Genomic DNA, 20,054 nt, shown 5'->3' with positions numbered 1-20,054 from the left:
GCGTAGACGAAGTTGTCATCTTCACCCGGTGCAGCGCACCAATTTCCTTCCATCGCGATATCGAATCGGTCGACGGTGGCGGCGCGGGCCGGTTCCAAATCTAGCGTGGGTGGGCCGCTTCTGCCCGCGCGCGCAGGCGGTCGAGCGCGGCGGCGTGGATGCCGGGCGCGCTGGCGAGCACGCCGAACATCTCGCCGCTGGTCGAGTTGAAACGCAGCGGGCGGCCGAGCGCGTCGCTGACCGCCGCGCCTGCTTCGGCGGCGATCAGCGCGGCGGCGGCGACGTCCCATTCATGGCCCCAGCGTACCGACGCGACCAGATCGGCCTCGCCGGCGGCGACCATCGCGACGCGCAGCGCGATCGAGTTGGGCTTGGCCACCGCGACGAGATCGCGGTCGACCCGGGGCAGGCTGTCGGCCGGCACGCGGGCGCCGGCCAGTTCGGCGCGCGCCGCCGCGCGGATCGGCACGCCGTTGCGCCACGCGCCCTTGCCGGCCTCAGCTCGCCAATGTTCGCCTCGGCCGGGCGCGGCGAGCACGCCGATCACCGGCTGTCCGTCCGCGACCAGCGCGATCGACACCGCCCAGCCGGTGCGGCCGCGCAGATAGTCGCGGGTGCCGTCGATCGGGTCGACCACCCACAGCCGGGCGCGGGTCAGCCGTTCGGGGCTGTCGCGGGTCTCTTCCGACAGCCAGCCGGCCTCCGGGTCGATCGCGCTCAGCCGGTCGCGGATCAGCCGGTCGGCGTCGAGGTCGACCTGGCAGACCGGCTCGCCCGCCGCCTTTTCCCACCGCTCGAACCCTTCCTGCTGGCGGGCGAGCGCCATCGCCCCTGCCTCTGCCGCGACCGCCGCGACCCGGTCAGCCAGCGCCTCAGCCATAGGCGACGGTCATCCCGTCGACGCGCAGGGTCGGCACGTCGATGCCGTAGCGGCGCTCCAGGTCGTCGGCCGGTGTCATCGCCAGCAGCATCGCCTTCAGGTTGCCGGCGATCGTCACTTCGGTCACCGCCGGGCCGATCGCGCCGTCGCGGATCAGGAAGCCGGAGGCGCCGCGGCTGTAGTCGCCGGTCACGCCGTTGACCCCCTGGCCGATCAGGTGGGTGACGAGCAGCCCGTCCTTGATCCCGGCGATCATCCCGGCGCGCGACACGCCGCCCGGCACGATGTGCAGGTTGGCGGCGCTGACGCCGGGCGGCCCGCCGATGCCGCGGCTGGCATGGCCGGTTGGCGCCAGGCCGAGCTGGCGGGCAGCGGCGCTGTCCATCAGCCAGCCGGTCAGCACTCCGGCGTCGACGATCCGGCCGGGCCGGGTCGGCAGGCCTTCGCCGTCGAACGGGCGGGAACGCAGGCCGCGCGGCCGGTGCGGATCCTCGACGATGGTGATGGCGGGCGCGCAGACCGGTTCGCCCAGCTTGTCGAGCAGGAAGCTGGTCCGCCGCGCCACCGCGCTGCCGCTGATCGCGCCGAGCAGATGGCCGACCAGGCTGCCGCCGACACGCGGGTCGAACAGCACCGGCATCGCGCCGCCGGCGAACTTGGCCGGGCTGAGCCGCGCCACCGCCCGTTCGCCGGCGCGGCGGCCGATCGCCTCCGCCGCTTCCAGATCGGCGAGATGGCGGGTCGAATGCCAGGCGCCGTCGCGTTCCATGCCGGCCCCTTCGCCGGCGATGACGCTGGCCGATACGCCGTGGCCGCTCAGCGCATAGGCGCCGGTGAAGCCGCCGCTGGTCGCCAGCGCCATGGTCGTCCGCCCGGCGCTGGCGCCGCCGCCCTCGCTGTTGCTGACGCCGGCGACGGCGCGGGCCGCGTCCTCCGCCGCAAGCGCGCGCGCCTTCAGCGCCGCCGGATCGGGCAGGATGCCGTCGTCGAGGTCGAGCGCCGGCGGCGCCTCGCGCAGCAGCCGGTCCTCCGGCGCCAGCCCGGCATAGGCATCCTCCGGCGCCTCGCGCGCCATCGCCACCGCCCGCTCAACCAGCGCCGCCAGCGCCGGTGCCGACAGGTCGGACGACGACACGCTGGCCGAACGGCGGCCGACGAACAGACGCAGGCCGATCTCCTCGCTTTCGGAACGCTGGACATCCTCCAGCGCGCCGAGCCGGACCTGCACCTGGGTGGAGGCTTCGCCGGCATAGAGGGCGTCGGCGGCATCGGCGCCGGCGCGGCGGGCGGCGGCGACCAGATCGGCGGCGCGGGCGCGGGCGTCTTCGGGGGTCAACATCAGCGGGACTTAGGCGGAGGACGCCGCCGGGGCAATCGCCTCAAGCGGTGCCGACGACGACGCAGGCGAGAAACACCAGCACCCCGGCGAAGCGGTTGGACCGGAATTTGGCGAGCGCGTCGGCGCCGTCGTCGACGCGGAGCGCGACCACCTGCCAGCCAAGATGCGCCGCCGCCGGGGCGAGCGCGACCACCGCCAGCGGATCGGGCCGGACCAGCCAGATCGCGCCGCTCCACAGCAGCAGCGCCAGCGCGTAGAAGCCGCCGACCCCGGCGCGGACATGGCGGCCGAGCCGGAGCGCGGAGGAGCGCACGCCGATCAGCGCGTCGTCCTCGCGATCCTGCAGCGCATAGATGGTGTCATAGCCGATCACCCAGGCGATCGCGCCGGCATAGAGCAGCAGCGCCGGCGCGGTGAGCGTGCCGGCCACCGCCGCCCAGCCGACCAGCGCACCCCAGGAAAATACCAGCCCCAGCCAGGCCTGCGGCCACCAGGTGATCCGCTTCATGAACGGATAAGCGGCGACCAGCGCCAGGCTTGCCACCGCGACGGCGGCGGCGAAGGGCGGCAGTTGCAGCAGCACGACCAGCCCGATCAGGCAGAGCAGCGCCAGCCAGGCCCACGCGGCCTTCAGGCTGACTGCGCCGCTCGCCAGCGGGCGGCCACGCGTCCGCGCCACCCGCGCGTCGAGGTCGCGGTCGACGATGTCGTTATAGACGCAGCCGGCGCCGCGCATCGCGACCGCGCCGAGCAGCATCCACAGGATCAGGTCGAACCGCGCGAAGGCGCCGCCGGCCAGCGCCACCCCCCAGGTGCAGGGCCAGTAGAGCAGCCACCAGCCGATCGGCCGATCGAGCCGGGCGAGCAGGATATAGGGGCGCAGCGCGCTGCCGCGTGCCAGCGCATGATGCTCGGTATCGGGAAGGGAGTCGGCCATGCCCCCTCTTAGAGTGTGTCTGCTTCCGGTGGGAAGCGGGCCGCCGGCCGCCCGCACGAAAAGGGCCGGGCGCTGCCGCCCGGCCCTTCCGTCGCGTTACGATCGGGTCAGAAGCCGTAGACCAGGCCGACAAGGCCCTGGTTGTTGCTGACGCCCTTTTCGTAGTTCACGTAGTTGTACTCGGCGCGCAGCCGCAGCTGCGGGGCGAGGCGGGTCTCGACGCCGCCGCCGACGCGGACGCCGTCACCCCACGCCTTGTCGGCGATGCCGTTGGTGACAACCTTGATCTGGTTGCGGGCATAGCCGGCGCGCAGATAGCCGGCGGTGCTGTCGGACAGGTCGTAGCCGACACGGGCGCCGACGCCCCAGCCCCAGCGGGCCTTGGCGCGCAGCACGTCGGTGCCGTCAGCCACCTTCGCCTCGACGCTGTTCAGGTCGATATTGGCCTCCGGCGCGACGAACAGTCCGTTGCCGAGCGCGATGTTGTAGCCGGCGAAGGCGGATGCGCCGACGCCGGTCGCGCCAAGGCTGTCGACCACGCCGAGATCGGCATTGGTCGCGTCGACGGTCGCGGCGACGCCGACATAGGGGCCGGTTTCCGTCGCGGCCTGGGCCGCCGTGGCGGCCGATGTGGCGAGGGCGAGCGCGGACGCCGCGAGAATTGCGTTGCGAAACATATCAAATCCTTATTTTTACGTCTTTTCCCCGAACCGGGTGACAGCGATCTAGGGGGCGTACCGATCGGTTACAATGGGAGATCGATTGCTTATTGCAACCTACTAAGTGCAGAGTTTGCATCCGCTGGCGGTATTCGGCGGTTGGCCGCTCCACAGGCGGCGGATCCCGGCCTGCGCCGGGGTGCCGGGTCGGGTCGCATGGCCGCGCCCGCTATCCGTCCTCCCGGCCCAGGCTCGGACCTCCCCCTTTCCCAACTTTCTCCGAACCGCGCGCCGGGTGATTCCCCATGGCCGGAAAAGCTATTAAGGGGCGGTCATGCCCGCCACCCCCGCCTGGCCGCCGGACAGCACGCCGCGCCTGTTCGTCGACACCGCGCTCGCCGCCGGTGCGACGCTGACCGTGGACGGGGCGCAGGCGCATTACCTGCTGGCGGTGATGCGGGCGAAGCCGGGCGCGCCGGTCCGGCTGTTCGACGACCAGAGCGGCGAATGGCTGGCGACGGTTGCCGAGGCGAGCCGGCGGGCGCTGACCCTGACGATCGGCGCGCAACTTGCCCCGCGCGAGGCGGTGCCCGACCTGTGGCTGTGCGCCGCGCCGATCAAGCGCGGGCGGATCGACTGGGTGGCGGAAAAGGCGACCGAGCTGGGCGTCGCCCGGCTGGTCCCGGTCGCCACCCGCCGCACCGTCGTCGACCGGCTGAACGCCGAGAGGCTGCGCGCCCATATGGTCGAGGCGGCCGAGCAGTGCGAGCGCACCGCCCTGCCGGACCTGGCGCCGCTGACTCCGCTTCCAGCGCTGCTCGCCGCCTGGCCGGCCGGCCGCGCGCTCTATTTCGCCGACGAGGAAGGCGGCGCCCCGCTGGCCGAGGTCGCCCGGCCCGGCGCGGCGGCGATCCTGATCGGGCCGGAAGGCGGCTTCACCGCGGAGGAACGGGCGGCGATCCGCGCCGTGCCGGCGGCCGTTGCGGTGTCGCTTGGTCCGCGCATCCTGCGCGCGGATACCGCCGCCGTCGCCGCCGTCGCGCTGTGGATGGCGGCGGCGGGGGACTGGATAAAATGATTTTCACGCCGCGCGCGACCGCCTAGAGCCGCGCTATGAGCACGCGGGAAGAATCGAGCGGCAACGATCCGGTCATCACCGGCCGGGACCAGCTCGTCGCCTATTTCGCCGGCGGCGAGAAGGCGCCGGATCGCTGGCGGATCGGCACCGAGCACGAGAAGTTCGTCTACCGCAAGGCGGACCATCGCGCCCCGTCCTATGCGGAGCCGGGCGGCATCCGCGACCTGTTGATGGGCCTGACCCGTTTCGGCTGGCGGCCGATCGAGGAGAACGGCGTCGTCATCGCCCTCGCCGGCCCGGACGGCACGGTCAGCCTGGAACCGGCCGGCCAGCTTGAACTGTCCGGCGCGCCGCTCGACAATCTGCACCAGACCTGCGCCGAGACCGGCCGCCATCTGCAACAGGTCAAGGCGGTCGGCGACGAGCTTGGCCTCGGCTTCCTCGGCCTCGGCATGTGGCCGGACAAGCGGCGCGACGAATTGCCGATCATGCCCAAGGGTCGCTACGCGATCATGCTGAACCACATGCCGCGCGTCGGCTCGATGGGCCTCGACATGATGCTGCGGACCTGCACGATCCAGGTCAATCTCGACTACCAGTCCGAAGCGGACATGGTGAAGAAGTTCCGCGTCGGCCTGGCGTTGCAGCCGCTGGCGACGGCGCTGTTCGCCAATTCGCCGTTCACCGAAGGCAAGCCGAACGGCCTGCTCAGCTACCGCAGCCATATCTGGTCGGATACCGATCCGGCGCGCACCGGCATGCTGCCTTTCGTGTTCGAGGACGGCTTCGGCTACGAACGCTACGCCGACTATGCGCTCGACGTGCCGATGTATTTCGTGTTCCGCGACGGCAAGTATATCGACGTCGCCGGCCAGAGCTTCCGCGATTTCCTCGACGGCCGACTGCCGGCGCTGCCCGGAGAGCTGCCGCGCCTGTCCGACTGGGCCGACCATTTGTCGACCGCCTTCCCGGAAGTGCGGCTGAAGACCTTCCTGGAGATGCGCGGCGCCGACGGCGGGCCGTGGAACAAGATCTGCGCGCTGCCGGCGCTGTGGGTCGGCCTGCTGTACGACGGCACCGCGCTGGATGCAGCCTGGGACCTGGTCCGCCACTGGACGCTGGACGAACGGCAGGCGCTGCGCGACGCCGTGCCGAAACTGGCGCTGGACGCGCCGGCCCCCGGTGGCGGCACGCTCGGCGACATCGCCGGCACGGTGCTCGACATCGCCAGCGCCGGCCTCAACGCCCGTGCACGGCTCGACGGCGGCGGCGACAGCGAGGCGGGCTTCCTGGAGCCGCTGCGCCGCAACGTCGCCAGCGGCAAGGTCCCCGCCCAGCGCCTGCTTGACCTGTATAATGGCGAATGGGCCGGCGACCTGAGCAAGGTCTACGACAGCTACAGTTTCTGATCGGCGCCGCCGCTTGTCCGACGGCGGACCGGGTTGGGGGATGCGTGGGAGTGCGGTGATGAGCGTGATGCCGGTCGAGATCGACCCGTTCCATGCAATTGCGATCAGCCGGCTGGCGCATCGCATGGCGGCACAGGGCGCGCCAGTGATCCACATGGAGTTCGGCCAGCCGTCGACCGGCGCGCCGGCTGGGGCGATCGCGGTCGCCCACCGCATCCTCGACAGCGACGGCATGGGCTATTGGGAAAGCCCGGAGCTGAAGGCGCGGATCGCCGGCCTGTACCGCGAACGCCACGGCGTCGCCGTCGACCCGGAGCAGATCATCCTCACCTGCGGCGCGTCGCCGGCGCTGGTGCTGGCGCTTAGTTGCATGTTCGCGCCCGGCGCGCGGGTGGCGCTCGCCCGGCCGGGCTATGTCGCCTATCGCAACACGCTGAAGGCGCTGCACATCACGCCGGTGGAAATTGCGTGCGGCGCGGCGGAGCGGTTCCAGCTTTCGGCGGCGGCGCTGGCCGCGCTCGACCCGGCGCCGGATGGGGTGATCGTCGCCAGCCCGGCCAACCCGACCGGCACGATCATCCCCGAGGACGAACTGCGCGCGATCGCCGCCGTCTGCCGCGACCGGGGCATCCGCGTGCTGTCGGACGAGATCTACCACGGCCTCAGCTATGTCGGCCCGGCGCGCTCGCTGCTGGAGGAGATGCCGGACGCGCTGGTCATCAGCAGCTTCTCCAAATATTTCAGCATGGCCGGCTGGCGGCTCGGCTGGCTGGTGGTGCCGCCGGCGCTGGTCGCGGCGGCACGGGCGCGGATGGGCAATCTGTTCCTGACCCCGCCGTCGCTCAGCCAGCATGCCGGGCTGGCGGCGTTCGATTGCCGCGACGAGTTGGAGGGGCATATCGCCAGCTACCGCCGCAACCGCGACCTGCTGCTCGACCGGCTGCCGGCGCTCGGCCTGACCCGGATCGCGCCGCCCGACGGCGCATTCTACATCTATGCCGACATCGGCCATCTGACCGACGACAGCCTCGCCTTCTGTACCCGGCTGCTGGAGGCGACCGGGGTGGCGACGGCGCCGGGCATCGATTTCGACCCGGTCGACGGCCACCGCTTCATGCGGTTCAGCTTCGCGGTGTCGACGGCACAGGTGGAGGACGCGCTGGCGCGGATGGCGCCGTGGTTCGCGCAGCAGAACCGCCGCTGACCGGGCCGTTGCGCCGCGTGCGAGTTCGCGCTTGCCGTCGCGGGGCAACAGGCTTATATGCGACCTGCTTCTCGACATCGGTATCTATGTTGAGGTCGGGCCCACCGGGTCCGGCGCCGAAGCCGCTTATGGAGATTCGATGGCCGACATCGCCGCGCTGACCCGCCTGATCGAACCGGAGGCCAAGGCCCTCGGCTTCGCTCTCGTGCGCGTCAAGATGATCGGCGGTACGTCGGACCCGACGTTGCAGGTCATGGCCGAACGGCCGGAAACCCGCCAGTTGACCATCGACGACTGCGCCGTGCTGTCGCGCCGCCTGTCCGACGTGCTGGACGCGGCCGACCCGATCGAGGACGCCTACCGGCTGGAGGTCAGTTCTCCGGGGATCGACCGGCCGCTGACCCGGCCCGCCGACTTTGCCGACTGGGCGGGGCACGAGGCGCGGATCGGCCTGGTCGAGCCGGTCGACGGCCGCAAGCAGTTGACCGGCATATTGCAGGGCATCGACGGCACGACGATCGCCGTCGACATGGGTCGGCACGGGCGAGCGGAAGTGGATTTCGCCAATGTGAGGAGCGCGAAGCTGCTGTTCACCGAGGCATTGGTCGCGGCCACGGCGCCGCTTTCGGCGGAAGGCGCCGACAGGATTCAGCTGGAAGGGTAAGACAGGATGGTTACCGCGATTTCCGCCAACAAGGCAGAGCTGATCGCCATCGCCGATGCGGTCGCCAAGGAGAAGCTGATCGACCGCGCCATCGTCATCGAGGCGATGGAGGATGCGATCCAGCGCGCCGCCCGCGCCCGTTACGGCGCCGAGAACGACATCCGCGCCAAGCTCGACCCGCAGACCGGCGACCTGCGCCTGTGGCGCGTCGTCGAGGTGGTCGAGGCGGTCGACGATTATTTCAAGCAGGTCAGCCCCAAGGACGCGGAAAAGCTCCAGCCCGGCGCCGCGATCGGCGATTTCATCGTCGATCCGCTGCCGGCGATCGAGTTCGGCCGCATCGCCGCCCAGGCCGCCAAGCAGGTGATCTTCCAGAAGGTCCGCGATGCCGAGCGCGAGCGCCAGTATGAAGAGTTCAAGGACCGCGCCAACGAGATCATCACCGGCGTCGTCAAGCGCGTCGAGTTCGGCCATGTCGTCGTCGACCTCGGCCGGGCGGAAGGCGTCATCCGCCGCGACGCGCAGATCCCGCGCGAAGTGGTGCGCGTCGGCGACCGCATCCGCTCGCTGATCCTGCGCGTGGTGCGCGAAAATCGCGGGCCGCAGATCTTCCTGTCGCGCGCCCACCCGGAATTCATGAAGAAGCTGTTCGCGCAGGAGGTGCCGGAAATCTACGACGGCATCATCGAGATCAAGGCCGCCGCCCGCGATCCGGGCAGCCGCGCCAAGATCGGCGTGATCAGCCGCGATTCGAGCATCGACCCGGTCGGCGCCTGCGTCGGCATGAAGGGCAGCCGCGTCCAGGCGGTCGTCCAGGAAATGCAGGGCGAGAAGATCGACATCATTCCGTGGTCCGAGGACACGGCGACCTTCGTCGTCAACGCGCTCCAGCCGGCCAATGTCAGCCGCGTCGTCATCGACGAGGAAGAGGACCGGATCGAGGTCGTCGTCCCCGACGATCAGCTGTCGCTCGCCATCGGCCGGCGCGGCCAGAACGTCCGCCTCGCCAGCCAGCTGACCGGCAAGGCGATCGACATCCTGACCGAGGCCGACGCCAGCGAGAAGCGCCAGCGCGAGTTCACCGAACGCTCCGAACTGTTCCAGCGCGAACTGGACGTTGACGAGACGCTGGCCCAGCTGCTGGTCGCCGAAGGCTTCGGCAGCCTTGAGGAGGTCGCCTATGTCGAGGCCGACGAGATCGCGACGATCGAGGGCTTCGACGAGGAACTGGCCGGCGAGCTGCAGAGCCGCGCGCAGGAGGCGCTGGAACGGCGCGAGGAAGCCAATCGCGAGGAACGCCGTGCGCTCGGCGTATCGGACGATCTGGCTGGCATGCCCTATCTGACCGAGGCGATGCTGGTAACGCTGGGCAAGGCGGGCATCCTGACCCTCGACGACCTGGCCGATCTTGCCACCGACGAACTGGTGCAGAAGCGCCGGGTCGAGCCGCGCCGCCGCGCCGAGAGCGCCGGCCGGCCGGAGGACAAGGGCGGTGTCCTCGCCGAATACGGCCTGAGCGAAGAGCAGGGCAACGAGATCATCATGGCCGCCCGCGCCCACTGGTTCACCGACGAGGACGTGGCGGCCGACGGGCAGGATGAGGCCGGGCAGGACGAAACCGGGGAGGACGCAGTTGCGGGAACTCCCCAATGATCCGCTAGACGCCGACATCCACGGCAACAGCCGGCGCTGCATCCTGTCGGGTGCGCGCGCCGATCCTGTCCGGCTGGTGCGGCTTGCGCTCGCGCCGGACGGCCAGGTGCTGCCCGACGTCCGCGGCAAGGCGCCGGGGCGCGGCGCGTGGATCGCCGTCGACCGTGCGACGCTGGACGCGGCGCAGGCGAAGGGGCGGCTGAAGGCCGCGCTCGCCCGCGCGTTCAAGAGCGGTGCCGCCGCCGCGCCGGCCGACCTTGGCCAGCGCATCGCCGACGCGCTCGAACGCGCCGCGCTCGACCGGCTGGGTCTGGAGGCGCGCGGCGGCACGCTGGTGACCGGCGCCGAACGGATCGAGGCGGCGGCGCGGGCGGGCAAGGTGGCGCTGCTGCTCCACGCCGCCGACGCCGGCACCGACGGCTGCCGCCGGCTCGACCAGGCACTGCGGGTCGGCAGCGGCACGGAAGGGTCGGGCGCGCGCGGGTTGGTAATCGCCGCCGGGCGCCCCACATTGTCCTTGGCGCTCGGGCGTGAAAATGTGGTACATGTCGCGGTAACGGGCCGTGACGCGGCGGCAAGGGTGGGCGATGCTGTCGCCCGCTGGCACGCATTCATCGGATTTGAAGCGGGCGACCGGCCTTGCGAAACCGCCTCGCAAGGTCCATCCGCCCCCGTGGCGGACGGCACGACGGCGGAACGGACGACGAACGAAGGGTCTCGGGCAAGTTCATGAGTGATAGCGACAACAAGGAAAAGCCGAAGCTCGGCGCGCGGGTCCCCCTGGGCCTGAAACGCACGGTGGAGACCGGCAAGGTGAAGCAGAGCTTCAGCCATGGCCGCTCGAACACCGTCGTCGTCGAAGTCAAGCGGCGCCGGATCCTCGGCAAGCCGGGCGAAGCGGACGCTCCGGTGGTGGAGGACAGCGCGCCTGCGCCTGCGCCCGTGCGCACGCCGGCCGCGCCGCCCCCACCGCCGCCCGCCCCCGTGCGGCCGGCCGCCGATTCGCTGATGTCGCGCCAGGAATTGCAGGCGAAGCTGCTGCGCGAGGCGGAAGAGGCGCGGATGAACGCGCTGGAGGAAGCGCGCCATCGCGAGGAGCGCGAACGCCAGCGCGTGTCCGAGGAAGAGCGCCAGCGCGCCGAGGACAATCGCCGGGCGGAGGAGGAAGCGCGTCGCGCCGCCGAGGACGCCGCCCAGAACCCGCCGCCGGCGGCGGAAGCCCCGGTTGCCGCTGCCGCGCCTGCACCCGCGGCGCCCGCCGACACGGCGCCGCCAGCGCCAGCGCCCACGCCTGCTGCCGACGCACGGCCGGCACCGCGCCGCTTCACCCCGGTCGCCCCGCCGCCGAAGCGGCCGGATGCGCCGCGCCCGTCGCGTGGCGCGCCGCGCGGTGACGATCGCCGCCAGGGCAAGCTGACCGTGACCCGCGCGCTGAACGACGGTGACGGCGGCGCCCGCGCGCGTTCGCTCGCCGCGCTGAAGCGCGCCCGCGAGAAGGAGCGGCGCGCCCAGGGCGGCGGCGGTTCGCAGGTGCAGGTCCGCCAGGTTCGCGACGTCAACGTGCCGGAAGCGATCACCGTCCAGGAACTCGCCAACCGCATGGCGGAAAAGGGCGCCGATCTGGTCAAGGCGCTGTTCAAGATGGGCATGCCCGTCACCGTGAATCAGACGATCGATCAGGACACGGCTGAACTGCTGGTCACCGAATTTGGCCACAACATCAACCGCGTATCCGATTCCGACGTCGACCTGGCCGTCGACGACGATGTCGACGCGGTGGAAGCGCTGCGCCCGCGTCCGCCAGTGGTGACGATCATGGGCCATGTCGACCACGGCAAGACCTCGCTGCTCGACGCGCTGCGCGGCACCGATGTCGCGACCGGCGAGGCCGGCGGCATCACCCAGCATATCGGCGCCTATCAGGTGACGGTGAAGTCGGGCGACAAGGTCACCTTCCTCGACACGCCGGGTCACGAGGCGTTCACCGAGATGCGCCAGCGCGGCGCCAACGTCACCGACATCGTGGTGCTGGTGGTTGCCGCCGACGACGGGCTGAAGCCGCAGACGGTCGAGGCGATCAACCATACCAAGGCGGCCGGCGTGCCGATGATCGTCGCGATCAACAAGGTCGACAAGCACGAGGCGAACCCGCAGCGGGTACGCGAGGCGCTGCTCCAGTACGACGTGCAGGTCGAGGCGATGGGCGGCGACACGCAGGACGTCGAGGTTTCCGCGCTGAAGAAGACCGGGCTCGACGAGCTGGTCGAGAAGATCCTGCTGCAGGCGGAGCTGCTGGAGCTGAAGGCCAACCCCGACCGCCACGCCGAAGGCACGGTGATCGAGGCGCAGCTCGACAAGGGCCGCGGGCCGGTCGCGACCGTGCTCGTCCGGCGCGGCACGCTGAAGGTCGGCGATGTGTTCGTCGTCGGCGCGGAAAGCGGCAAGGTCCGCGCGCTGATCGACGACAAGGGCCGCAACCTGAAGGAAGCGGGGCCGTCGACGCCGGTCGCGGTGCTCGGCCTGTCCGGCGTGCCGCAGGCGGCGGACCCGCTGTCGGTGGTCGAAAGCGAGGCCCGCGCCCGCGAGGTCGCCGCTTACCGCCAGAGCGTCATCACCCGCAAGCGGACGACGCAGGCGCCGGCCGACCTTGAGAGCATGTTCTCCGCCCTGCGCCAGAAGCAGGCGATCGAATATCCGCTGGTCGTCAAGGGCGACACCCAGGGTTCGGTCGAGGCGATCGTCAACGCGCTCAACAAGATCTCGACCGACGACATCCGCGTGCGAATCCTCCACGCCGGCGTCGGCGGGATCACGGAGAGCGACGTGACGCTGGCCTCCGCCAGCCGGTCGCCGATCATCGGCTTCAACGTCCGCGCCAACGCCAAGGCGCGGGAAATCGCCACGCGGGATCAGGTCGCGCTCAAATATTACGACGTGATCTACCATCTGACCGACGAGATCCGCGCCGGCATGGCCGGGGAGCTTGGGCCGGAGGCGGTCGAGCATGTCGTCGGCCGGGCCGAGGTGCGGGAAGTGTTCTCCGCCGGCAAGCACGGCAAGGCGGCGGGCCTGCTCGTCACCGAGGGGCTGATCCGCAAGGCGCTGAAGGCGCGGATCACCCGCGACGACGTCATCATCTACAACGGTGCGATCGCCTCGCTGCGCCGGTTCAAGGACGACGTGCCGGAAGTGCGCGCCGGCCTGGAATGCGGCGTGACCTTCGAGAACACGACCGACATCAAGCCCGGCGACTTCCTCGAAACTTTCGAGGTCGAGATGCGCGAGCGCACCCTCTAACCGCCATTCCTGCCCCCGCCACAGCGGCGGGGGCGGGGCACGGAACCGCCGATGCCAGCCCACCGCACGCCCGAAACCCGCTCCGTCCGTCTGCTGCGCGTCGGCGAGCAGGTGCGCCATGCGCTGAGCGACATATTGATGCGCGGCGACGTGCATGACGAAACGCTGGCCGGTGCGATGGTGACGGTGACGGAGGTCCGCATGTCGCCGGACCTGCGCCACGCCACCGCCTTCGTGAAGCCGCTGCTCGGCGCCGACGAGGATAAGGTGCTGAAGGCGCTGCGCACCAACACCGCCTATCTGCAGGGTGAGGTGGCGCGGCGGGTGAACGCCAAATATGCCGCGAAGCTGAAATTCCTGGCTGACGGCAGCTTCGACGAGGGCAGCCATATCGACGCCGTGCTGCGCCGCCCGCATGTCGCGCAGGACCTGGGCGAAGGGGACGGCTGAGCTTGGCCAAGCTCTATTTCTACTATGCGTCGATGAACGCGGGAAAATCGACGACGCTGCTGCAGGCCGCCTTCAACTATCGCGAACGCGGCATGGAAACCATGCTGCTCACCGCCGCCGTCGACAACCGCGCCGCGCCCGGCACCATCGCCTCGCGGATCGGGCTGGCGGCGCCGGCGGTGCCGTTCGACGCCGCGCTCGATATCGGCGCGGCGGTCGCGGCCGAGCATCGCCGCCGCCCGCTGTCCTGCGTGCTGGTCGACGAGGCGCAGTTCCTGTCGCGCGCGCAGGTGCTGCAACTGGCCGATATTTGCGACACGCTCGGCATACCGGTGCTCGCCTACGGGCTGCGCACCGATTTCCAGGGCAATCTGTTCGAGGGTAGCGCCCATTTGCTGGCGCTCGCCGATGCGCTGATCGAACTGAAGGCGGTGTGCGCCTGCGGGCGCAAGGCGACGATGAACCTGCGCGTCGACGCCGCTGGGCGGCCGGTCAACGAAGGCGCGCAGACCGAAATCGGCGGCAACGACCGCTATGTCGCGCTGTGCCGCCGCCATTTCATGGAGGCCCGCCGCCAGTGACGGAGGCGCTGCGCCACCCGCCGGCCGACGGCACATTGCGGCTGGAACCGCTGGCCGAGGCGCATCGCGCTGCGCTCGCCGCCGCCTGCGCCGAGGACGCGGATATCTGGGCGATCTACAGCCTGTCCTATGATCCGGCGCATTTCGACGCGAGCTTCACCGCGCTGCTCGCCAATCCGCGCTACGTGGCGTTCGCCATCCTCTCCGACGACCGGCTGGTCGGCATGACCGCCTATCTGGCGCCGGACCGGGCGCGCGGCGTTGTCGAGATCGGGATGAGCTACATAGTCCCGTCGCTGCGCGGCACCGGCTTCAACGGCCGGCTGAAACGGCTGATGATCGGCCACGCCTTCGCCTGCGGCTATCGGCGCATCGAATTCCGCATAGACGTCCGCAACGCCCGCAGCCAGGCAGCGGTCGCCAAGCTCGGCGCCCTGCGCGAAGGGGTGATGCGGCAGGATCGGGTGACCTGGACCGGCCATGTCCGCGACACCGCGCTGTTCGCGATCCTGAAGGACGAATGGCGCCTGGCCTGAACGTCCGCCTGAACGGATGAATTCGGCGTCATTCAGCAACCCGCCAGCCGCTTCATGCTTTGATGTGCCGTCACCGTGATGGAGTGCGTAACATGAAAAACAGTCGCTTGGGCCTGGCGCTTGCCGCGCTGGCCGGGGCCGGGCTGCTTGCCGCGCCGACCGTGGCGAAGGATGCGAAGCCGCGCGCGCTGGGCGTCGAGGCGAGCATCCCCTTCGCTTCGTCGAGCATCAACAACTGGCAGGCGGACGGCAGCGATGCCCTCTATATCCAGGACCTGCGCCGGCAATGGTATCGCGCGACGCTGATCGGGCCGTGCACCGAGCTGCCCTTCGCCACCGCCGTCGGCTTCGATGCCGGGCGGGCGCTCAACACCCTCGACCGCTTCTCCGCCATCGTCGTGCGCGGGCAGCGCTGCCCGCTGACCAGCCTGGTCACTTCCGCGCCGCCGCCGGCCAAGGCGAAGAAGAAAGGCTGACAGCGTCGCGCGATCCGGGCATGGGCCGGCGATGCATGGCTGGCTGATCATCGACAAGCCGGTGGGCCCCGGCTCCACCCAGGTCGTCTCCGCGGTCAAGCACGCGCTGCGCGCCGGCGGCTATGCGAAGGCGAAGGTCGGCCATGGCGGCACGCTCGACCCGCTGGCGTCGGGCGTGCTGCCGGTCGCGCTGGGCGAGGCGACCAAGCTGGCCGGGCGGATGCTCGATAGCGACAAGGTCTACGCCTTCACCATCGCCTTCGGCACCCAGACCGACACGCTCGACGTGGAAGGGCAGGTCGTCGCCACCTCCGCCGTTGTGCCGACGCCGGCTCAGGTTCAGGCGGTGCTGCCCCGCTTCACCGGCACGATCGAGCAGGTGCCGCCGGCCTTCTCGGCGCTAAAGGTCGACGGCGCGCGCGCTTACGCCCTCGCCCGCGCCGGGGCGGAGGTGGCGCTGAAACCGCGTGCCGTCACCATCCACGCGCTCAGCGTTGACGAGAGCCAACCGTTCCTGACCCTCGTCGCCCATGTCTCGAAAGGCACCTATATCCGCAGCCTGGCGCGCGACATCGCCCATGCGCTCGGCACCGTCGGCCATGTCGCGATGCTGCGCCGGGTGAAGGCCGGGCCGTTCACCCTCGACACCGCGATTTCGCTGGACAAACTGGCCGAACTGGGGCAAGCGCGCCGCCTTGAAGACGTTTGCCTGCCGCTGAGGGCGGGGCTGGACGACATCCCGGCTCTATCCCTCACCCCCGATCAGGCAGGGCTGCTCCGTCAGGGGCGGGTCTTGGTCGGGATCGCCGCAAACCAGGGCCTCAACTTCGCGATGCTGGGGGAAACCCCCGTCGCCCTCGTTGAGGTTTCGGACCGCGAGGTCCGGGTGGTGCGCGGTTTCAACCTCTGATTGAAAGGATGACGATGTCGATTACCGCCGAGCGCAAGGAAGCGCTGATCAAGGACAATGCCCGCGCCGATGGCGACACCGGTTCGCCCGAAGTGCAGGTCGCGATCCTCACCGAACGGATCGTCAACCTGACCGAGCATTTCAAGACCCACGCCAAGGACAATCATTCGCGTCGCGGTCTGCTGATGCTGGTCAACAAGCGGCGCAGCCTTCTGGACTATCTCCGCAAGAAGGACGGCGAACGCTACACCGCACTGATCGCGAAGCTGGGTCTTCGCAAGTAATCCGAACGGCCCCGCTTACGGGGCCGTTCTCGTAAATGCCCCCGCATGGTGCGGGGGCGCAGCCGCCGCGCGCCGCGTGGCGGATCAGGGGCAAGCGGCAATCCGGTCGTGCGCCCGCCGGGACCAGATGCGTTCCGAACCGCGCGGGCCGGCTAGCCCGCATCGGCCTCGCTTCGGCAGGCCGGACAAGGCCCCGGCGGCATAGGGTCGCCGGATGAAGGAAAACAGATGTTCGATACCAAGAAAGTGGAAATCGAGTGGGGCGGCCAGACGCTCACTCTCGAAACGGGCCGCGTTGCCCGCCAGGCCGACGGCGCGGTGCTCGCGACGCTCGGCGAAACCGTGGTTCTCTGCGCCGTCACCGCGGCGCGCAAGGTGAAGGAAGGGCAGGATTTCTTCCCGCTCACCGTTCACTATCAGGAAAAATACGCGTCGGCCGGCCGCATCCCCGGCGGCTTCTTCAAGCGGGAGCGCGGCGCGACCGAAAAGGAAACGCTGACCTCGCGCCTGATCGACCGGCCGATCCGCCCGCTGTTCCCGGACGGCTTCTACAACGAGATCAACGTCATCGCCCAGGTGATGAGCTATGACGGCGAAAACGAGCCGGATATCCTGGCGATGGTCGCCGCCTCGGCGGCGCTGACGCTGTCGGGCGTGCCGTTCATGGGGCCGATCGGCGCCGCCCGTGTCGGCTATGTCGACGGCGAATACGTACTGAACCCGACCGACGAGCAGGTCGCCGCCGGCGATCTGGACCTGGTCGCCGCCGCCACCCACGACGCGGTGATGATGGTCGAGTCCGAAGCCAACGAGCTGTCGGAAGAGGTGATGCTGGGCGCGGTCATGTTCGCCCATGCCGAAAGCCGCAAGGTGATCGACGCGATCATCAAGCTGGCCGAGCAGGCGGCGAAGGAGCCGTGGGACCTGCCGGCGCAGTCCGATACCGCCGCGATGAAGGACAAGCTGAAGAAGCTGGTCGGCAAGGACATCACCGCCGCCTACAAGCTGACCGACAAGTCGGAGCGGTCGAACGCGCTGAACGAGGCGCGGGCCAGGGCGAAGGACGCCTTCGCCGACGCCAGCCCGCAGGACCAGATGGTCGCCGGCAAGCTGGTCAAGAAGCTGGAGGCGGAAATCGTCCGCGGCGCGATCCTGAAGGACGGGCGCCGGATCGACGGCCGCTCGACCACCCAGATCCGCCCGATCGAGGCGGTCGCCGGCTTCCTGCCGCGCACCCACGGTTCGGCGCTGTTCACCCGCGGCGAGACGCAGAGCATCTGCACCACCACCCTTGGCACCAAGGATTCGGAGCAGATGATCGACGGGCTGACCGGCCTGCACTACCAGCATTTCATGCTGCACTATAACTTCCCGCCCTATTCGGTCGGCGAAGTGGGCCGCTTCGGCGCGCCGGGCCGGCGTGAGATCGGCCATGGCAAGCTGGCCTGGCGGGCGCTGCATCCGGTGCTGCCGACCAAGGACGAGTTCCCCTACACGATCCGCGTCACCTCCGACATCACCGAGTCCAACGGCTCCTCGTCGATGGCGACGGTGTGCGGCGGTTCGCTGTCGCTGATGGACGCCGGCGTGCCGCTGAAGCGGCCGGTCTCGGGCATCGCGATGGGCCTGATCCTGGAAGGCAAGAAGTTCGCGGTGCTGTCCGACATCCTCGGCGACGAGGATCATCTGGGCGACATGGACTTCAAGGTCGCCGGCACCAGCGAAGGCATCACCAGCCTGCAGATGGACATCAAGATCGCCGGTATCACCGAGGAGATCATGAAGCAGGCGCTGGCCCAGGCGCATGAGGGCCGTGCCCATATCCTGGGTGAGATGGCCAAGGCGCTCGACCACAGCCGTACCGAGCTGTCGGCGCACGCGCCGCGCATCGAATCGCTGCAGATCGACAAGAGCAAGATCCGCGAAGTGATCGGCACCGGCGGCAAGGTGATCCGCGAGATCGTCGCCGAGACCGGCGCCAAGGTCGACATCGACGACGAAGGGCTGATCAAGATCAGCTCGTCCGACCCGGCGCAGATCGAGGCGGCGAAGAACTGGATCCTCGGCATCGTCGAGGAACCGGAAGTCGGCAAGATCTACACCGGCAAGGTGGTCAACCTCGTCGATTTCGGTGCGTTCGTGAACTTCATGGGCGGCAAGGACGGCCTCGTCCACGTCTCCGAGATCCGCAACGAGCGGGTCGAGAAGGTCGCCGACGCCCTGTCCGAAGGGCAGGAGGTGAAGGTCAAGGTGCTGGAAGTCGACCAGCGCGGCAAGGTTCGCCTGTCGATGCGCGTCGTCGACCAGGAAACCGGCGCCGAGCTGGCGGACACCCGCCCGCCGCGCGAAGACCGTGGTCCGCGCGGCGATCGCGGCCCGCGCCGTGACGGCGGCGACCGTGGTGATCGCGGCCCGCGCCGCGATGGCGGCGATCGTGGCCCGCGTCGTGGCGGCGGCGGACGTGACCGTGGCCCACGGCGTGAATCGAACGATCGGGACGAGGGCCCGGCACCCGAATTCGCGCCGGCCTTTCTCACCCGCGACGACGACTGATCGCAGGCATCCGCCGGATGCGGGAAAGGGGGGCTTCGGCCTCCCTTTTTCGTTTCGGTATCGTTTCGGGCCGATTGGCGGGCGGCGGCGGGGCGGGCCGCCCGGCGGGGGCAAGCCGCTGGTCTGAAACGGCAAAAAGCCGACGTTTCCAGGGGTGGGGGAAACGCCGGCTCGTTGCAACCCGAAAGCTCAACCGACCGGGTGGAGCGGTTTCTTCCGGACGCATATATCTTGCCCCGAATGCTATCGGGAGCGCAAGCCACCAAACGCTTCCGCGCAGCAATGGTGCAGCAAAATGCGACGGGCCGTTGCGATAGTCGTCCGGTGCGACGCCGGTGCCGGCGCACGGGGTGGTTGGTCAGACATTTGCGCGCCTGTCAGGCGCCATTCGAGGGCCCGTTGCGGACAAATGCCTGCGATATGTCCGACGCAATCGCCCTGACCGGGCCGGGCATTTCGGGTGGAAATGCGGCGGGGCGTTCACACTTTCCCCACAATTCCCGGCCATGCTTCCACCGCTCGCAGCCAGCCCTCTCGCGTCGCTGAGGACAGCACCCCCGATCGATAGTCTGGCTGCGGGCAACCTATACTGCCGATCACCCGCTCACGGCCCGTCCCTCCGATCCATCCGGTCGTCTCAATATGGGACGATCGGGACGGGTTTCTGTGGACAGAAACCGCTGGCGCACGGCAGCTTTCCGCAAAAGGGGAGACTGCCATGCGATTCTCTTGGCTCGGACTGGCGAGTGCGCTTGCATGCGCGACCAGCGTCAACGCGGCGACCGTGACCCGGCATGTTCTCGAAGGTGATTTTTCCGTGTCCGGGCCGGGCCTGGTCCAGTTCGCCGCCCAACCGATGATGACCTATGTCGTGCTGGTGGAACTGGAGCGCCCGCTCGTCTCCTATCTTTCAGGCTATTACGACATCACGTACGACATGTACGACAGCGACGGCGCGTGGATCGGCGGGAATAACCTGTTCTTCGACGACTATCGCGCGCACAGCGGCGAAGCCCGATATTACGAGACCTTCCACTTCGGCGACGCGTCGGTCACCCGCGTTGACCAGAATACGGGGGAGACGACCTATTTCCGCAACGCCAATCACGCGATCACGCTGTCGGCCTGGGACGACACCCATTAC

18 protein-coding genes are annotated in these 20,054 nt (G+C 69.7%); 14 read left to right on the top strand and 4 right to left on the bottom strand.

Features of this window, described 5'->3' with window-relative positions:
• Nucleotides 1-100: 100 nt before the first annotated feature.
• The 4 genes from E4A53_RS03890 to E4A53_RS03875 all read right to left on the bottom strand — a co-directional run bounded on the left by E4A53_RS03890 (nucleotide 101) and on the right by E4A53_RS03875 (nucleotide 3,833).
• A complete protein-coding gene (locus E4A53_RS03890; protein ID WP_136161819.1) occupies nucleotides 101-880 on the bottom strand; it encodes an inositol monophosphatase family protein in 780 nt (259 codons plus the stop codon).
• Nucleotides 873-2,219, bottom strand: coding sequence for a TldD/PmbA family protein (locus E4A53_RS03885; RefSeq protein WP_136161818.1), 1,347 nt, complete (start codon nucleotides 2,217-2,219; stop codon nucleotides 873-875). Before E4A53_RS03885 ends, E4A53_RS03890 begins: the two co-directional genes overlap by 8 nt.
• A gap of 40 nt (nucleotides 2,220-2,259) precedes the next feature.
• Nucleotides 2,260-3,156, bottom strand: coding sequence for a 4-hydroxybenzoate octaprenyltransferase (gene ubiA, locus E4A53_RS03880; RefSeq protein WP_136161817.1), 897 nt, complete (start codon nucleotides 3,154-3,156; stop codon nucleotides 2,260-2,262).
• Between the two features lie 107 nt (nucleotides 3,157-3,263).
• On the bottom strand, nucleotides 3,264-3,833 hold the full coding sequence (locus E4A53_RS03875) for an outer membrane protein (protein ID WP_136161816.1): 570 nt from the start codon (nucleotides 3,831-3,833) through the stop codon (nucleotides 3,264-3,266).
• Nucleotides 3,834-4,149: 316 nt separating this feature from the next.
• Here E4A53_RS03875 and E4A53_RS03870 point away from each other — a divergent pair, with 316 nt between their 5' ends.
• The 14 genes from E4A53_RS03870 to pnp all read left to right on the top strand — a co-directional run bounded on the left by E4A53_RS03870 (nucleotide 4,150) and on the right by pnp (nucleotide 18,910).
• Nucleotides 4,150-4,893: a 16S rRNA (uracil(1498)-N(3))-methyltransferase gene (locus E4A53_RS03870; RefSeq protein ID WP_136161815.1), complete on the top strand. Its 744-nt coding sequence runs from the start codon at nucleotides 4,150-4,152 to the stop codon at nucleotides 4,891-4,893.
• A gap of 35 nt (nucleotides 4,894-4,928) precedes the next feature.
• Nucleotides 4,929-6,302 carry a glutamate--cysteine ligase gene (locus tag E4A53_RS03865; protein WP_136161814.1) on the top strand — a complete coding sequence of 458 codons (1,374 nt, stop codon included), beginning with the start codon at nucleotides 4,929-4,931 and terminating at the stop codon, nucleotides 6,300-6,302.
• Between the two features lie 67 nt (nucleotides 6,303-6,369).
• On the top strand, nucleotides 6,370-7,506 hold the full coding sequence (locus tag E4A53_RS03860; RefSeq protein ID WP_136162059.1) for an aminotransferase class I/II-fold pyridoxal phosphate-dependent enzyme: 1,137 nt from the start codon (nucleotides 6,370-6,372) through the stop codon (nucleotides 7,504-7,506).
• A gap of 139 nt (nucleotides 7,507-7,645) precedes the next feature.
• On the top strand, nucleotides 7,646-8,170 hold the full coding sequence (gene rimP / locus E4A53_RS03855) for a ribosome maturation protein RimP (RefSeq protein ID WP_136161813.1): 525 nt from the start codon (nucleotides 7,646-7,648) through the stop codon (nucleotides 8,168-8,170).
• 6 nt (nucleotides 8,171-8,176) lie between these two features.
• A complete protein-coding gene (gene nusA, locus E4A53_RS03850; protein WP_136161812.1) occupies nucleotides 8,177-9,823 on the top strand; it encodes a transcription termination factor NusA in 1,647 nt (548 codons plus the stop codon).
• Nucleotides 9,804-10,556 carry a DUF448 domain-containing protein gene (locus E4A53_RS03845; RefSeq protein ID WP_239018123.1) on the top strand — a complete coding sequence of 251 codons (753 nt, stop codon included), beginning with the start codon at nucleotides 9,804-9,806 and terminating at the stop codon, nucleotides 10,554-10,556. Before nusA ends, E4A53_RS03845 begins: the two co-directional genes overlap by 20 nt.
• Complete coding sequence (infB, locus tag E4A53_RS03840) at nucleotides 10,553-13,120, top strand: translation initiation factor IF-2 (protein ID WP_136161810.1); 2,568 nt, start codon at nucleotides 10,553-10,555, stop codon at nucleotides 13,118-13,120. Before E4A53_RS03845 ends, infB begins: the two co-directional genes overlap by 4 nt.
• Before the next feature lie 51 nt (nucleotides 13,121-13,171).
• Nucleotides 13,172-13,570: a 30S ribosome-binding factor RbfA gene (gene rbfA / locus E4A53_RS03835; RefSeq protein ID WP_136161809.1), complete on the top strand. Its 399-nt coding sequence runs from the start codon at nucleotides 13,172-13,174 to the stop codon at nucleotides 13,568-13,570.
• A gap of 2 nt (nucleotides 13,571-13,572) precedes the next feature.
• Entirely contained in the window at nucleotides 13,573-14,151 is a 579-nt protein-coding gene (locus tag E4A53_RS03830) for a thymidine kinase (protein ID WP_136161808.1), read from the top strand.
• Entirely contained in the window at nucleotides 14,148-14,687 is a 540-nt protein-coding gene (locus tag E4A53_RS03825) for a GNAT family N-acetyltransferase (protein ID WP_206366227.1), read from the top strand. The genes E4A53_RS03830 and E4A53_RS03825 overlap by 4 nt, the downstream gene beginning before the upstream one ends.
• Before the next feature lie 92 nt (nucleotides 14,688-14,779).
• Nucleotides 14,780-15,163 carry a DUF6491 family protein gene (locus E4A53_RS03820; RefSeq protein WP_136161807.1) on the top strand — a complete coding sequence of 128 codons (384 nt, stop codon included), beginning with the start codon at nucleotides 14,780-14,782 and terminating at the stop codon, nucleotides 15,161-15,163.
• A 31-nt stretch (nucleotides 15,164-15,194) separates the two neighbouring features.
• Nucleotides 15,195-16,073, top strand: a complete 879-nt coding sequence (gene truB / locus E4A53_RS03815; RefSeq protein WP_136161806.1) for a tRNA pseudouridine(55) synthase TruB — start codon at nucleotides 15,195-15,197, stop codon at nucleotides 16,071-16,073.
• A 14-nt stretch (nucleotides 16,074-16,087) separates the two neighbouring features.
• On the top strand, nucleotides 16,088-16,357 hold the full coding sequence (rpsO, locus tag E4A53_RS03810) for a 30S ribosomal protein S15 (protein ID WP_136161805.1): 270 nt from the start codon (nucleotides 16,088-16,090) through the stop codon (nucleotides 16,355-16,357).
• A gap of 228 nt (nucleotides 16,358-16,585) precedes the next feature.
• Complete coding sequence (gene pnp, locus E4A53_RS03805) at nucleotides 16,586-18,910, top strand: polyribonucleotide nucleotidyltransferase (RefSeq protein WP_136161804.1); 2,325 nt, start codon at nucleotides 16,586-16,588, stop codon at nucleotides 18,908-18,910.
• The last annotated feature ends 1,144 nt before the right edge of the window (nucleotides 18,911-20,054 follow it).

Source organism: Sphingomonas flavalba (assembly GCF_004796535.1).
Taxonomy (GTDB): Bacteria; Pseudomonadota; Alphaproteobacteria; order Sphingomonadales; family Sphingomonadaceae; genus Sphingomonas_L; species Sphingomonas_L flavalba.
This window is presented reverse-complemented; position numbering and strand designations above follow the sequence as displayed.